At 41.5% G+C, this 14,963-nt stretch carries 11 protein-coding genes; 9 read left to right on the forward strand and 2 right to left on the reverse strand.

Annotation, left to right across the window (positions count from 1 at the left end; genetic code table 11):
• The first annotated feature begins 61 nt into the window (after nt 1-61).
• Nucleotides 62-1,921, forward strand: a complete 1,860-nt coding sequence (gene dnaK, locus BQ2683_RS01015; RefSeq protein ID WP_069986869.1) for a molecular chaperone DnaK — start codon at nt 62-64, stop codon at nt 1,919-1,921.
• 88 nt (nt 1,922-2,009) lie between these two features.
• Nucleotides 2,010-3,143, forward strand: coding sequence for a molecular chaperone DnaJ (dnaJ, locus tag BQ2683_RS01020; protein ID WP_069986870.1), 1,134 nt, complete (start codon nt 2,010-2,012; stop codon nt 3,141-3,143).
• Nucleotides 3,144-3,554: 411 nt separating this feature from the next.
• Here the strand turns inward: dnaJ and BQ2683_RS01025 are convergent, their stop codons facing one another.
• Nucleotides 3,555-4,622: a hypothetical protein gene (locus BQ2683_RS01025; RefSeq protein WP_069986871.1), complete on the reverse strand. Its 1,068-nt coding sequence runs from the start codon at nt 4,620-4,622 to the stop codon at nt 3,555-3,557.
• Nucleotides 4,623-4,940: 318 nt separating this feature from the next.
• Between BQ2683_RS01025 and pduL the strand changes: the two genes are divergently transcribed.
• The 7 genes from pduL to BQ2683_RS01060 all read left to right on the forward strand — a co-directional run bounded on the left by pduL (nt 4,941) and on the right by BQ2683_RS01060 (nt 11,073).
• Nucleotides 4,941-5,519 (forward strand): phosphate propanoyltransferase, encoded by a 579-nt coding sequence (gene pduL, locus BQ2683_RS01030; protein ID WP_069986872.1) that lies wholly within the window; start codon nt 4,941-4,943, stop codon nt 5,517-5,519.
• 275 nt (nt 5,520-5,794) lie between these two features.
• On the forward strand, nt 5,795-6,088 hold the full coding sequence (locus tag BQ2683_RS01035; protein ID WP_069986873.1) for a hypothetical protein: 294 nt from the start codon (nt 5,795-5,797) through the stop codon (nt 6,086-6,088).
• Nucleotides 6,089-6,376: 288 nt separating this feature from the next.
• A complete protein-coding gene (locus BQ2683_RS01040; RefSeq protein ID WP_069986874.1) occupies nt 6,377-7,003 on the forward strand; it encodes an ECF transporter S component in 627 nt (208 codons plus the stop codon).
• Between the two features lie 40 nt (nt 7,004-7,043).
• Nucleotides 7,044-8,021, forward strand: a complete 978-nt coding sequence (locus tag BQ2683_RS01045) for a permease (RefSeq protein ID WP_069986875.1) — start codon at nt 7,044-7,046, stop codon at nt 8,019-8,021.
• Nucleotides 8,022-8,029: 8 nt separating this feature from the next.
• Nucleotides 8,030-8,974, forward strand: coding sequence for a tRNA modification radical SAM protein MnmL/YtqA (gene mnmL, locus BQ2683_RS01050; protein ID WP_069986876.1), 945 nt, complete (start codon nt 8,030-8,032; stop codon nt 8,972-8,974).
• Nucleotides 8,975-8,991: 17 nt separating this feature from the next.
• Nucleotides 8,992-9,708: a DNA alkylation repair protein gene (locus BQ2683_RS01055; protein WP_069986877.1), complete on the forward strand. Its 717-nt coding sequence runs from the start codon at nt 8,992-8,994 to the stop codon at nt 9,706-9,708.
• A gap of 15 nt (nt 9,709-9,723) precedes the next feature.
• A complete protein-coding gene (locus tag BQ2683_RS01060; RefSeq protein WP_069986878.1) occupies nt 9,724-11,073 on the forward strand; it encodes a CCA tRNA nucleotidyltransferase in 1,350 nt (449 codons plus the stop codon).
• Between the two features lie 390 nt (nt 11,074-11,463).
• Here BQ2683_RS01060 and BQ2683_RS01065 read toward each other — a convergent pair whose 3' ends face one another.
• Entirely contained in the window at nt 11,464-14,616 is a 3,153-nt protein-coding gene (locus BQ2683_RS01065) for a glycosyl hydrolase (protein ID WP_069986879.1), read from the reverse strand.
• Nucleotides 14,617-14,963 lie beyond the last annotated feature (347 nt).

A 14,963-nucleotide genomic window follows, 5' to 3' on the forward strand; every position in this document is an offset into this window, starting at 1 on the left:
GATAAAAGCAAACCAATTTATATTACTATAGAAATGAAATTCATTTTAGGAGGAATTTATCATGGGAAAAACCATTGGAATCGACTTAGGTACTACAAACTCTTGTGTTGCTGTTATGGAAGGCGGCGAAGCTGTTGTTATCGCCAACGCGGAAGGCGCTAGAACAACACCTTCTGTGGTTGCGTTTTCCAAAACAGGGGAAAGAATGGTAGGGCAGGTAGCAAAACGCCAAGCAATTACCAACCCAGAAAGAACGATCATTTCCATCAAACGTCATATGGGTAGTGATTATAAAGTAAACATTGACGGCAAAAATTACACTCCACAGGAAATTTCCGCAATGACATTACAAAAATTAAAAGCAGATGCGGAAGCTTACCTGGGCGAACCAGTAACCGAGGCGGTTATTACTGTACCTGCATATTTCTCTGACTCCCAACGTCAGGCAACCAAAGACGCTGGTAAAATCGCTGGCTTGGATGTAAAACGTATCATCAACGAACCAACAGCAGCTGCTCTGGCTTATGGTGCGGATAAAGAAGACGACCAGAAAATTATGGTATACGACTTAGGCGGCGGTACTTTCGATGTATCCATCATCGAAATGGGCGATGGCGTACAGGAAGTTTTAGCAACTGCTGGTAACAACCGCTTGGGCGGTGATGACTTTGATGAAAGAATCATCAAATGGATTATTGAAGAATTTAAAAAAGCGGAAGGAATTGACCTTTCCGGCGATAAAATGGCAATGCAGCGTTTGAAAGAAGCTGCTGAAAAAGCAAAAATTGAACTGTCCAGCATGAGCCAGGTTCAAATCAACCAGCCATTTATCACTGCTGACGCAAACGGCCCAAAACACCTGGATATGACATTGTCTAGAGCAAAATTTAATGAATTGACTGCTGACCTGGTAGAAGCTACTATGGGTCCAGTACGCCAGGCGTTGTCCGATGCTGGTTTGACTGCAAATGACCTGGATAAAATCCTGATGGTTGGTGGTTCTACCCGTATTCCAGCCGTTGTGGAAGCAGTTCAGAAACAGTTGAACAAAGAGCCATTCAAAGGTATTAACCCAGATGAATGTGTGGCAATTGGTGCTGCTATCCAGGGCGGTGTTTTGTCTGGTGATGTAAAAGGTTTGGTATTGCTCGATGTTACCCCATTGACCTTAGGTTTGGAAACCCAAGGCGGCATTATGGCTAGAATGATTGAAAGAAACACCACAATTCCAACGAAGAAAACCCAAATCTTCACCACAGCTGCGGATGGCCAGACTTCCGTTGACGTTAGCATTTACCAAGGAGAACGTGATTTCTGCCGTGACAACAAACAATTAGGTATGTTCCGTTTGGACGGTATCCCAGCAGCTCCAAGAGGGGTTCCACAAATTGAAGTTACTTTTGATATTGATGCCAACGGCATCGTTCATGTATCCGCGAAAGATCTGGGTACAGGGAAAGCGCAGAACATCACCATTACTTCTTCTACTAATATGAGCAGTGAAGAAATTGACAAAGCGGTAAAAGAAGCGGAAAAATTTGCGGCTGAAGACAAAAAACGCAAAGAAGAAATTGAAATCCGCAACCAAGCTGACCAATTGGTATATCAGAGTGAAAAAACATTGAATGAAATGGGAGATAAAGTTTCTGCAGATGAAAAATCTTCTATCCAAGCAAAAGTAGATGCTTTGAAAGAAGCTTTAAAAGGCGACAATATCGACGATATTAAAGCAAAACAGGAAGAATTACAAAAACTGGTATATGATATGTCCGCTAAGATGTATCAGCAGGCACAGGCACAACAACAAGCAGCTGACCCAAATGCGGCAGCAGGAGCAGCAAACAACAATACAAATTCCGCTCCTCAAGATGATGTTGTAGATGTAGATTACACAGAAGTAGACGACAATAACAATAAATAAAAAATTGCAGATGCCGGATTGCGCCGAATATCATTCGGTGCAATCGGTATGCTTTTTTCAGCAACATTAGGGAAAGGTGGCTCTCGGTTTGGCAGAAAAACGAGATTATTACGAGGTTCTTGGCATCCAAAAAGGAGCATCCGAGGACGAAATTAAAAAAGCCTACCGCAAACAGGCAAAAAAATATCATCCTGACTTGCATCCAGGGGATAAAGAGGCAGAGGAAAAATTCAAAGAAGTCAATGAGGCTTATGAAGTACTGTCCAACAGCCAAAAACGTGCGAAATATGACCAGTATGGCCATGCCGGTGTTGACCCGAACTTTGGCGCTGGCGGTGGAGCTGGAGCAGGCGACTTTGGCTTTGATATTGGCGATATTTTTGAAGGGTTTTTTGGCGGATTTGGCGGAGGAAGGCGGTCCAACCCAAATGCCCCCAGACAGGGAGAAGACGCTTTTGCCAGCGTGACCATTTCTTTTATGGAAGCATGTAAAGGGGTGGAGAAAGAAATCAGCGTCTCCCGTCAGGAGCAATGCGACCATTGTCACGGTACTGGATGTGCTCCAGGTTCTTCCCCACAAACTTGTCCGGACTGCGGCGGCGCTGGCCAGGTAAAAGTTCAGCAGCGCACACCGTTTGGTGTTATGTCTTCTACCCGTACCTGTAGCCGATGCGGTGGGAAAGGTAAAATTATTAGCAACCCTTGTCCATCCTGCCGTGGAACTGGTCGGAAGAATGTAAGCAAAAAGATCAAAATTAATATTCCAGCCGGAATTGATGATGGTCAGACGTTGATGCTTCGTGGTTCTGGCAGCGCTGGTGCGAATGGTGGGCCAAGCGGCGATTTAAACGTAGCGGTAACCGTGCGCCCGGACCCATTATTTAAACGCAGAGGGTTTGATATTCTGTGTGAAATCCCTGTTACCTATACTCAGGCAGTAATGGGGGATGAGATTACCGTACCTACGATTGATGGACAGGTGCGCTATAAGATTGGGGAAGGTACACAGCCAGGTACAACTTTCCGTTTGCGAGGAAAAGGTGTTACCAAGCTGCGTGGTAGCGGACGTGGAGACCAGTTGGTCACTGTGAATATTGAGGTGCCACGAAATCTGAGCAAATCACAGAAGGATGCCCTGCGCAGCTTTGAATCCCAATTATCCGAAAAGAACTACGCAAAACGCAGTGGATTCTTTGATAAATTGAAAAAGATGTTTGAATAATAATCACAGGCAGTTTGATTAAACTGCCTGTAATTTTTTGTGCCGTTTTCACATGATGATATTTTTCGGTTCTATTGGAGATTAGCAAAAATGTTTGTGTAGATTTTCAAAAAGGAAATGGGGTTTTACTACACAACATATAATGCATGGTATTATTTCTGTTTATAATCATTTGGTTGCAGTATGATAATAACAAGATAAAATTTACTGTACTTTAAAAGGCAAAATAATTATTCATCCATTCTAAAAGATGTGTAGTGTCTGTTCCTTTTTTCTTGGATTGGAATAGCGAACGATCCATATTTCTGTGGCTTTATGAAAACAGAAATCTTTTTGCTTTATTGGTGTTCTTTCTATATGAGAACGAACCCATAAAATAGGCTAAGCGGATTTTTTTATAAAACATATATTTTAAAGTAAGCGTGCTAGCCGATTCATTAATCCAGCTGTGATTAGGTCAATTTGATTAAAGTCGGTTGCATGGGTATAGATATTTTCCAGTTGGTTGTGGCATTCCCTTTGAGCATCTAACAGGGAAACCCCTTGCTTGAGCAATTCATTGGCAGCTTTTTTTCGGAAGCAGATGGTTTGACGGTGTTTTTTCAATTCTTCTGTATTGGTAAAACGTGCTGAAGTAATGACCCTGCAAGGAGTGAAAAATTCCTCATGATATCGGTTTGCGGTAAAAAACCCCACTCCTAACTGTGGGAAAAATAAATGTTCTATCTGGTCGGGGAAAAGAGGATTTAAACAGGTATAACATTCATGACCATTTTCCAGGGCGTATTCCCGAACCTCTTTCAAAAATTTTTCAGACGCTACCCCATATTCGTCCCGAAGCAGATAAATCCTCTCACAAAGCTGTTTGGGTGTATCTCCATATGTAAGGTAGCCTTCTGGAGTCAATGCGGAAAGAAATCGCAGATGTTCTATGTGGGAAGTATTCTGACGTGGAAATTCTTTGGGACAAATCCGCTTTACCAGACGTTCTATTTTTATGCTATCTGTCTGCTCTGCTACTAGGGCGCGATTATCCGCCAAAAGGGAACAAGCTGCCTGCAAGAAGTTGTAACAGCGGATGGATAAGAGCTGATTTCGGTTGACCAGTTGTACAATATCATTGCGGTATGGCTTGATTTTTCCATAACTGGTACAAGGATACAGGCTGATTTCTGTTTCAACTGCTATTGGATAAATAGAAGAAAGGACATGGGGTGCGGTGGCATCTAAAATAGCGGTTTTTGTTTTTTGGTAGATTACGCCATCCAATGAATCTGGATTTCCCGCACAATGGATTCGTTCTACAATGTGACGATGGTCTGTAAAAGTAGAACAAATCCGGTTTAAAATAGTGGATTTTCCGCTACCAGGAGTACCTTTTAGTAAAAAACTAGTTGCTGGGGGACGAACAGCCGGCTCAAATAAAGAAAGGAATCCAGCGGGGGTGGAACTTCCTAGGAAAAAATCAACAGTAGCCATAGTATAACCTCCATTTGGAAAAATCAAAATTGCCTGTAAAATTTGTAGGAATGGGAGAGTTTAAAGGGAAAAAGTCGTTTTTTATTTTTCTGCCAGGGGGGAGCAGATACAAAAGGAAAAGCTTTTTCCGCTTAAACGAACTTTTACAATAACTTATGATAGAATTTCAGGCATTTTTTTATTGTTACCCTATTCTATGGGAAACAAAGAAAAAAGGTGAAGCGAAGCAATTGACCTTTTTTACAAGATGTATTATAATAAAATGGATATGTGCAGATAGTTGCACAGGATTTATAATTTGATAAAGAGGGAACAACTATGGCTAAAAATTTTATTGTAGAAACTTCCGCGCGTCATATCCATGTATCAAAAGAAGATCTGGCTGTTTTATTTGGGCCAGACGCAACCTTAACCAATAAAAAAGATCTTTCCCAACCAGGTCAATTCGCTTGTGAAGAGAAAGTAGAAGTGATTGGACCAAAGGGAAAATTGAGAATGTCCATTTTAGGACCAGAACGTGCGGAAACTCAAATCGAAGTTTCTGCTACTGATGCAAGAACTTTGGGTGTAAACCCTCCAGTAAGGGAATCTGGTGATATTGAAGGAACTCCAGGCTGCAAAGTAGTAGGTCCAGCTGGTGAGATCGAACTGACAAAAGGCATTATTATTGCAAAACGTCATATCCATATGACTCCTGCTGATGCTGCTGAATTTGGCGTACAGGACAAACAGATTGTTTGGGTAAAAGTAAATACCCCTGAAAGAAAAGTAGTGTTTGGCGATACTGTAGTGCGTGTATCTGATAAATTTGCTTTGGCAATGCACATTGATACAGACGAAGCGAATGCTGCACGTTGTGCTGGCGAAGTATTCGGGGAAATTGTAACAATCGATTAATCTGTTGTGATCATTGCTTTTGAAGCCAAAATTGCGCATCCAAAGTGGTGCGCAATTTTTGTTATCTCCTGGAAAAATTTTAATTGGGCCCATAAGCTAATTCATCTCTTTTTTTACAGAAAGCAACAGGGAGTTTTCAGATCATTCACATTCTAGTTATTTACACTTTGTATATAAAATGGTATAATTTTAATAATGTAAAACAAGGGGCTTAAAAAAGCGGGCTTTCGCTTTTAGATGGGTACTACCGGCATGAGCCGGGGAAAGGAGACTTTATGGAAAAACAAAAATTTTTTACCTATAAAGGGCGTCCTCTGGTAAGGAACGGAAACACCCTTTATTACGGAAATATGTGGGAAGATTTTGTCGTCATGTTGATGATTAAAGATACCACAAAACAAAATGATTTAGAGCTAGCAAACCATGTTTTAGTCCAGTTAATGGCAACTGATCCCAATATTAATCCGAAGGATTGTATCACCAAAAAAAGTGAAAAAGTTGGGCTATACAATGCGTTAGATATTGCGGATATTTGGTTGAATAGGGCGTTAAATCCAAAAAAATCGTAATCTTAAAACACAACACATATTGGATGTGTTGTGTTTTTGTTTGCAAAAGATTTATGCTAATATGTTCATTTGTGAATAAGTTAGTCATACAATTTAACAACAAGGTTTTATTGTATTTTATACTGTTTTCGTGTATAATGAATTTGGTCTGCTTTGGAATATTACAATCACACAGGGACGGTTCATCTAAATAGAGAGCTAGTTGCTGCAATCGGATTATAACGATTCTAAAACGGATACATTTGCGCGATATCTGCATATAGCAGAATTGCAGCAGGAGGAATTATCATGGAAAGCGAAACAAACAAACGAACAAAAACCTTGGTACAAATTGCCCTATTGGTAGCGGTAATGATTGTGTTAAACTTTACAAATTTAGGTTTAATACCCATCCCGTTTTCTCCACTAAAAGTTACCACATTACATATACCGGTAATTATAGGGGCTTGTTTATTGGGACCAAAGATAGGTGGAATACTGGGGTTCTTGTTTGGATTACTCAGTTTTATCAATAACAGTTTTGTCGCACCAATAGTCACTTCTTTTGTGTTTACCCCTCTTTATAGCTTAGGGGATTACCACGGAAATTTTGGCAGTTTAATCATCTGTTTTGTACCGCGTATTTTAGTTGGTGTATTTGCAGGGCTGATTTTCCAATGGATGGCAAGCAAAAAATGCCGCACTTATCTTTCTGGCTTCGTAGCTGGTTTGGTTGGTTCCATGACCAATACCATATTGGTCATGGGGGGGATCGCTCTATTTTTTGGAAGTGAATATGCCAGTGCGAAATCCAGTACCTTATTAGCTGTCATTGGTACCGCAGTTGGAGTGAATGGGGTACCAGAAGCGATTGTGGCGGCAATCCTTACAGCGGCAATTGTTACTCCACTACTTAAAATATTAAAACGAGGATAATTTTAGATCTTCTTGAATTGATTTGGAAAGGAATTATGGAATGAATGTAGTACAAGCTCATCACCATGAACACGGGATCATCCAGGAGTGGATTGAACAGTTTTACAGTTGGCTGTTCCATCTTACAGAAGGAGACAAACTACTGGAGGTAATTTCCCATTTTACTTATGACTTAATCCGGACTTTTTTCATTTTTGTGGTGGTGCTGGTAGCTGTTTCTTGGCTAAAAACATACATTCCAATTGAAAAGGTGCGGTGTGCCATGGCAAAACTGAATCCTTTTGCGGCGCTGATGTTAGCGGCGCTCTCTGGATTTGTAGCTTCTGCATGTATCTGTACCAATATCCCATTATTTTTTGGCTTTATAGCGTTTGGAATTCCGTTGCATTTAGCGATGACTTATTTGATTTCCGCTTCCCTGATTAATGCGGCGTCTTTATTACCAATGTTTGCGATGGCGGGATGGAAATTTACTTTGGTTTATCTGGTATGCTGTCTGATAATAGCAGTTGTTACAGGATTCTGTCTTTCCTTTGTAGGCGGGGAAAAATATTTGTATCAGGATAGTTTATCCCTGGCACCGCCAAACCAGGACGCTGCCTGGTCCCAGCGGAGAAGGTGGGGCTATGCGGTACATGAGTTAAAGCACACTATGGGGGAACAATGGGCTTATATTGTCCTGGGTGTTCTGATTTCCGCGTTAATCAATGGGTTTATGGATTTTGAGTTGGCACAAAAAATTTCTGATACCGGATTTTTAGGAGTCTTTTTGGTAACTGTATTGGGTATTATCCCTCATACGGATGTGGTTTCTTTATTGCCAGTAATTTCTAGTTTATTGCAATTGAATGTCACTTATGGGATTATTTTTTCCCTGGTGGTTTCTTTGGCGTTTTTCTCCCTGCCGATGCTGGTCATGGTAAAACGTACCATGAAATTGCGGTATATTTGGTATACCTGGGGGATCATGTTTGTATTAACCTTGGTATCAGGCGGATTACTTTTGGTGCTTTTCTGAGGTGAATTATGACAAACTCATTTCCATATTCAGACGACAACAAACGTTATCATACTTGGAATTATCACTTGCGCCATAAATTTGGCGAAAAGGTATTTAAAGTTTCGTTAAATGGAGGATTTACCTGCCCCAACATTGATGGAACAAAAGGGGTAGGAGGCTGTACCTACTGTTCCCATTATGGCAGTGGAGATTTTGCTGGAAATCCGCTGGAAAGCCTGCCGGAACAGTTTGAACAGGTCAAACAAAAGATGCACCAAAAATGGCCGGATGCCAGCTATATTGGCTATTTTCAGGCATATACCAATACATATGCCCCATTGGAGGAATTAAAACAAAAATACGAATCCATTCTCCAACTTCCAAAAGTAGTTGGGCTGAGCATTTCGACCCGCCCGGATGTCCTGCCAGATGATGTAGTCGATTACTTGGCAGAAATTAACCAGCGCACTTACCTGATTGTAGAACTGGGATTGCAGACCATCCACGATGAGACGGGCAAGCGGATCAACCGGCACCATACCTATCAGGACTTTTTGGAGGGCTACGAAAAACTACACCAAAAAGGGATTCCAGTTTGTGCCCACATCATAGATGGGCTGCCTGGAGAATCCCATCAGGATATGCTGGAGACAGCACAGGCATTATCTCAATTAGATTTGCATTGTATTAAAATTCACTTGCTGCATGTGTTAAAGCATACAGTGATGGCGGAACAATATCAAAATGGAGAATTCCCTTTGCTTCGTTTGGAAGAATATGTCCAGATTATCTGTGATCAATTGGAGGTGCTTCCACCAGAACTCATCATTCAACGTCTGACGGGAGATGGCGCAAAAGAAGATTTGATTGGGCCGCTATGGAGTCTGAAAAAATTTGTCGTGCTCAATGAGATTGACAAAGAGTTGGTACGGCGGGATAGCTGGCAGGGAAAATATTATCAAAAACCATAGGACAGGCGGTGAATAGGATGGGTTGGAAAAAAGAAAACTGGACAGCTCAGGATTATACGGAACTGCTGCAATATTTGCGAGAATCATCTGAATCAAAATTCCAGCAGTTTCAGCAGCGTTTAATACCGGATACAGCAATTTTAGGTATCCGCACGCCAGAGTTGCGGTCGATTGCCAAGGAAATTGCCAAAGGGAATGTGCCCGGGTTTTTACAGGTAGCCCAGCGAGATTGGCATGAGGAGCGGTTACTGCAAGGTTTGGTAATCGGTTATTGGAACGTTCCGTTTTCAGAACGTCTGGAGTATTTAACCAGCTATTTGCCCCTGATTGACAACTGGGCAATCTGTGATATGGTGTGTAATACATTAACCTGTTTTCAAAAAGATGCGCCGGAGGGGTTCCACTATTTGCTGGACCTGCTACAACAGGATAACCCCTGGATCATCCGCTTTGTATTGATTATGTTTTTATCCCACTATTTACAGGATGATTATATTGATAAAGTTTTGGAAGCCAGCGCTTCGGTTACAAATGACCATTATTATGTCCGTATGGGGAACGCCTGGCTGTTATCGGTTGCTTTTGTAAAATACCGTGATAAAACGGTGAATCTGTTAAAGAGCAGCCGGCTGGACGATTGGACCTATCATAAAACACTGCAAAAGATTATGGAATCTAACCGGGTAGACCAGGTAACAAAGGAATGGATTTCTACCATGAAAGCATTAAGATAAAAAGGAGGGGCAGGCATGCTGCTGCCAAAACCGGTACAAACCGCGTTGCAATTATTAGAACAAAATGGATTTGAAGCCTATGTAGTAGGGGGCTGTGTTCGGGATTTACTGTTGGGTTTACAGCCAACCGATTATGATATTACTACCAACGCATTGCCAGGACAAACTCAACAGGTGTTCCAGCAGATGCGGGTCATTGAAACAGGGAAAAAACACGGGACAATTACCGTGTGGATCGATAATATGCCGTTGGAAATTACAACTTATCGGATTGATGGGGATTACAGCGACAACAGGCGTCCTGATGCTGTAAGGTTTACTAGAAATCTGGAGGAAGATTTGGCACGCCGTGATTTTACTATCAATGCCATGGCGTACCATCCTGCCAAAGGAGTTGTCGACTATTACCATGGCCAGAAAGATTTAAAAAACCATTGTATCCGATGTGTGGGGGATCCCGAAACACGCTTTGCTGAGGATGCTTTACGAATTATGCGTGGGGTGCGTTTTTGTTCCACATTGGGGTTCCAATTAGAAGAACGGACGAAACAGGCATTATATGCAAAGCGCGGATTACTGGTACATGTTTCTCGGGAACGATTACGTGATGAGCTGAATAAGCTGTTGTGTGGTGATAATGTAAAACAGGTATTACTGGAATACACAGATATTATCGCTGAAATTATCCCTGAGATCATCCCCTGCCAGAATTTTGGACAGCATACCAAGTACCATATGTACGATGTTTGGGAACACACTGTCCATGCCTTGGCGAGCACAAAACCGGATTTAACTTTGCGTTTAACCATGTTGTTGCATGATTTGGCAAAGCCCCTATGCTTTAGCGTTTACGATGGGGTGGGGCATTTTTACGGCCATCAAGGAAAAAGCGCGGATTTGGCAGAACAGATTTTAAAGCGCCTGCATTATAGCAACGATTTTTCCCAGCTTGTTGTCACCTTAATTCGTTGGCATAGTGCGGAATTTGATGGAACAGCCCGTTCAGTGAAAAAATGGCTTCATAAATTAGGGGAATCTACTTTGCGTTATCTGTTCCAGGTACAGCGGGCGGATGTGATGGGAAAAGACCCGAATTATTGGTATGAAGCCAGGGAGATTGACCAGTTAGAACAATTACTGGAACAGATTATTCGTGAAGGTCAGTGCTTTCAAATAAAACAGCTTGCGGTCAATGGCAATGATATGCAACAGATTGGTATCCAACAGGGACGTATGGTTGGAAAAACGCTGGAATATTTATTGGATTTGGTAATTCAAGAAAAAATCCCAAATCAAAAACAGGTTTTATTGGATACCGCAAAAGAATATCTGGTAAGACAAACGGCGAGTAACAGTGAGAATTAAGGAATTAGTATCCTCGAGTATAAAGTGTAACACGGGCAAGAGATTTATTCTAGGTTTAGCACTGTGTTACGTCTTTAGTAGCTCGTACACAAAACAGGTATTATTAACTACTAAAGTTTGCCGACTAGAATTATATTTCCATTAAAGTTTATTCTGCCTTTATTGTGTTGGTTTGTCAGTGATTAAACAATCATGGAAATAGAAGCTGAATAAACCAATTGGAATAAATATATACTAATCACTTTACTATCATTTTTTGATCCTTTAGGATGTCCTATAGAAAAATCCTGTGCAAAGTTTTGTTTTAATGGAAGATAAAAGAAATAGCAAAAAACTCCTGTGCATGTAGCGCAGGAGTTTTTTCTATATGAGAAGAAAGAGAAAAGAAATTTATTTTTTGCGTTTGGTGATTACAAGAGCAGCACCAGTTGTACCGAATAAGGTAAGGATACCAATAAATGGGGCAACATCACCGGTTTGAGGAAGGTTATCTGCTGGATTGGAAGAAGTAGAAGAATTGCTAGAAGTATCGGATGGTGTGGATGGTTCAGAGGTGGATCCAGAGGAAGTGTCGTCAACTACCCGGTCTGTTTGTATCTGGATCAGTTGGGCTGGTTCTACCATCCCCAGTTTTACTGGTGTTGCGGAAGCGAATTGCAAATATGCCTGTTGGTTCTGTCCGTTTCCGTCTTCCCCTTCTAATCCGTACTTGATCAGACGGTTGCGGATGCCAACTACTAATTGAATGGAAATTGTGTTTTCACCTGGTTTTAAGTATTGGGAAATATCTAGCTGATATGGTGCCATTGGTACAGCGATTGCTTCGCTTCCATTTACTGAAATTTCAGGTACGCCATATAGTGTGCCAAGCTGTAGGATATAATCCTGGGTTGGGTCTACTTTGTCCAGATTAAATGTTGTCGTATAAACGCCTGGGTCAGCGTTGTATTTTAAGGTTGGGTTGTCCCTCCAATTGGTGAGGGCTTGTTCACCTGTTGCGGTATAGGTACCATTTACATCCTGTCCAGTAACAGTCAATGTCCATTGGTCAAGATTGGTTGTAGCAACTGGCTCATCTGATGCAATAGGGTTGCCTTCGGATAAATCTGCTTTGGTAAATACTTCGGAGGAAGCGCCGATCAATACAATGGATCCTTTTGCGGTTACTTCACCCTGTACAGTGCCGTTTACAACAGGAACTTCGTAAATTTCGCCTGTTTGGGCATCCAGTACATAAGCTGTAGTTAAGCTGGAATCCAGTTGGAAGGTAACAGGAGTTGTTTCATCGCTGTCATTGGTTACAAAAATCATCTGCCCATTATCGCCTAAGTCACGGCGCATGGAAGCCAGGTGTTCGTTGGTTTCAAAAGAAATTTCTGGGCAGGAATTTTCTTTTACAAAGGCAGCCATTTGAGTTGCGTCGGTAATGTTAGGGCTGTTTTCACGGGTAATCATAGTTTGTGCCAGGTTTGCAACAATTGCATCCTGTGCTGCGTAATCGCCAGCGCAGTAAGAAGGCTGCATAGAAGGTACTGTCCCGTATACCGCGATAGGAGCACCTGCTGTAGATAACTGGTCGATTGCAGTCATTGTAGATACCGGGATGGAGGACACATCAGGGATTACCAATGCGTCATAGGTTTTTCCGTTCACTACAATGCCATTATCATAGGTAGCGGATTCAATCAGCTCTTCATTGATCCAATCCCATGCCAAACCTGCGTCATCCAGAGCATTAATTACTGGGGCGAATTGGGCGCTGGTCTCATCTGAGAACAATGGCAGGTATACCAGGACATCAGCGGTGGATTTTCCTTCACGGAACAAGTATTGTAACCGTGCTACATAGTCATTTAAAGAATCAATATAATTGAAATATGGGTCTACTTCAGAAATCGTAGTGGAAATATCATATCCACTGTAATTGGAGCAGAAAGCGGACCAGTTTTGGATCCCGTAACTGTTGTTTTCATCGTTGTATACATAAGGGAAACCGTGGTAGATCATTTCGTTTACACCGGATAATAAAATCTGGTCAGCCTGTTGGCGGTATACTTCCGGAGTCATTTTAAAGTTTCCAGCACCATCTTCATCTACATAGAATACCATGGACTCACAGCTTACCATGTTTTTATCGTAGAAATGGGCGCCAGAGCTAACTACTTTATTGTTCGCGACATTGCTTTGTTCGGTTTCTGGAATATCTTCCATACTGGTAGCTTTAATAATATCAATTGGTGGATTGTATCCCTGCTGACGGAACAGCAAGCCGGTATCTTCCAGTGCTTTTTGGCTTTCCGCATACCATCCGTCATAAAAGCCGTTCGCAATGGCTCTGTTGTAGTCGTAATTCAACCGGTCATTGATGCCGGCGTTTTCGGCATCTTCAAAGGCGAATTCTGGTGCTGTAGCACCGGCAGCCCAGGAAGCGATCTGGTCTTTTCCAGGTGTTAAAAGGGCAGGGATGTATTCGGTAATGTCGTATCCATTGATTTCCTCAAAATCTTCTAGAATGGTATCACTGTAAATCCTCTGCGCAAAGAACTCGTAGCTGTCGTTAAACGCTGCCCGTAAAGTTCCATCTTCTGTATAAGGAAGCAATGTTTTGATCTGTTCCAGCCAGTTGTCGTAATAGCGTGCAACAGCGTCTGCGTCCAATACATTTACCATGTAGGATTCTTCCCCTGGAGCTCCTACTTCTACAGAGCCGATTGGATTGCTTCCAACATACATGGAGTATACTGCGATAATCTGCCATTGTGCGGATGGGTCTGGGCATGTCCAGTTAAAAGTTCCGCTTTCCTTATCAAAATCAGTGATTTTTTCTACACTGGTCATGTCGATTGTTACGGTGTCGTTGAGTACCTTGTAGTCAGGATTCCGTTCCCCATCCATTACTTTGGCGGCCAATAAGGTAACCAGTTCAGCAGTTTCTGGATGATAGTTCATGGTGCGCCATCCTGGACCAACGGTTGATTCGTTGTTATTAGGGTCAAGCAACTCATACATATAGTTTTTGTCACTTAATGTAGGGATAGTAGCGTTTACCTGATCGCTGTTTACTGTGACATCAGCGGACATTAATGTCTGTTCATTGTCCTCCAAAGGAACAAAGTCAGCACCGGCACAATAACCGCTGCCCATATTCAGGTCTACTACCATCCCTTTTTCCTGGGCAAAATCTAATACAGCCCGCACTTTTTCAAAAAATTCTTCTGTACCAAAGTCTTTGACAGGGCTGTTTGGGTCTGAAGTAGCTTCTGGTTTTAAGGAATAGTCGAATGGTTGGATTTCTACCCCACCAAAACCATTGTCGTATAATACCTGCATTTCCCGCAACAGTTCGTCTACCTGGACATCTCCACCAGGCCACCACCAACGTACTTTTGGACGGTTTTCACGGCTCGGGTTTTTAAAATTTTCTGCCAAGCTGGAAGATTGGCTATCGGTTGCCATAGCTGGAAAGCTCGCAATTGTAGCAGTAGCCGCTAAAGCCGCAGCCATACCAACTGCAAGTATCCTTTTTTTCCAAGAATATCTCATAATTTTCCTCCCTGTAATGATTTGTGTGTTCTTTGTAACAATTTCATTATAGCAAAACAAAAATAAATAAAAAATATAAAAAATAGAATAGATTCGTTCAAAAATATTAAAAAGTAGAACAAAAAATATGGTGTGATATACAATTGTTTTGTGTAAAATGAAGTGAAAAAATTAGTGTTTTCATCTAAAAATTTACTTTTTAATTTGATTGTTTTGAATAAATTCAAAAGGTTAATTTGTGGAAATATGATAATCGAAAAAGAAAAAAACTATTATATTTTACAGTTTTTTTAGGAGCTAACTTGAATCAGGTATATTGAAATATTGAAAAAAAGTGAATATAATGA

The organism is Massilioclostridium coli, assembly GCF_900095865.1.
Taxonomy (GTDB): Bacteria; Bacillota; Clostridia; order Oscillospirales; family Ruminococcaceae; genus Massilioclostridium; species Massilioclostridium facile.

Bases quoted from the DNA above. Each gene is read 5' to 3' on its own strand.
- BQ2683_RS01035 (WP_069986873.1), top strand. From the start codon at position 5,795: ATGGAAAAACAAAAATTTTTTACCTATAAAGGGCGTCCTCTGGTAAGG.
- BQ2683_RS01055 (WP_069986877.1), top strand. From the start codon at position 8,992: ATGGGTTGGAAAAAAGAAAACTGGACAGCTCAGGATTATACGGAACTG.
- mnmL (WP_069986876.1), top strand. From the start codon at position 8,030: ATGACAAACTCATTTCCATATTCAGACGACAACAAACGTTATCATACT.
- pduL (WP_069986872.1), top strand. From the start codon at position 4,941: ATGGCTAAAAATTTTATTGTAGAAACTTCCGCGCGTCATATCCATGTA.
- BQ2683_RS01060 (WP_069986878.1), top strand. From the start codon at position 9,724: ATGCTGCTGCCAAAACCGGTACAAACCGCGTTGCAATTATTAGAACAA.
- BQ2683_RS01045 (WP_069986875.1), top strand. From the start codon at position 7,044: ATGAATGTAGTACAAGCTCATCACCATGAACACGGGATCATCCAGGAG.
- BQ2683_RS01040 (WP_069986874.1), top strand. From the start codon at position 6,377: ATGGAAAGCGAAACAAACAAACGAACAAAAACCTTGGTACAAATTGCC.
- BQ2683_RS01065 (WP_069986879.1), bottom strand. From the start codon at position 14,616: ATGAGATATTCTTGGAAAAAAAGGATACTTGCAGTTGGTATGGCTGCG.
- BQ2683_RS01025 (WP_069986871.1), bottom strand. From the start codon at position 4,622: ATGGCTACTGTTGATTTTTTCCTAGGAAGTTCCACCCCCGCTGGATTC.
- dnaK (WP_069986869.1), top strand. From the start codon at position 62: ATGGGAAAAACCATTGGAATCGACTTAGGTACTACAAACTCTTGTGTT.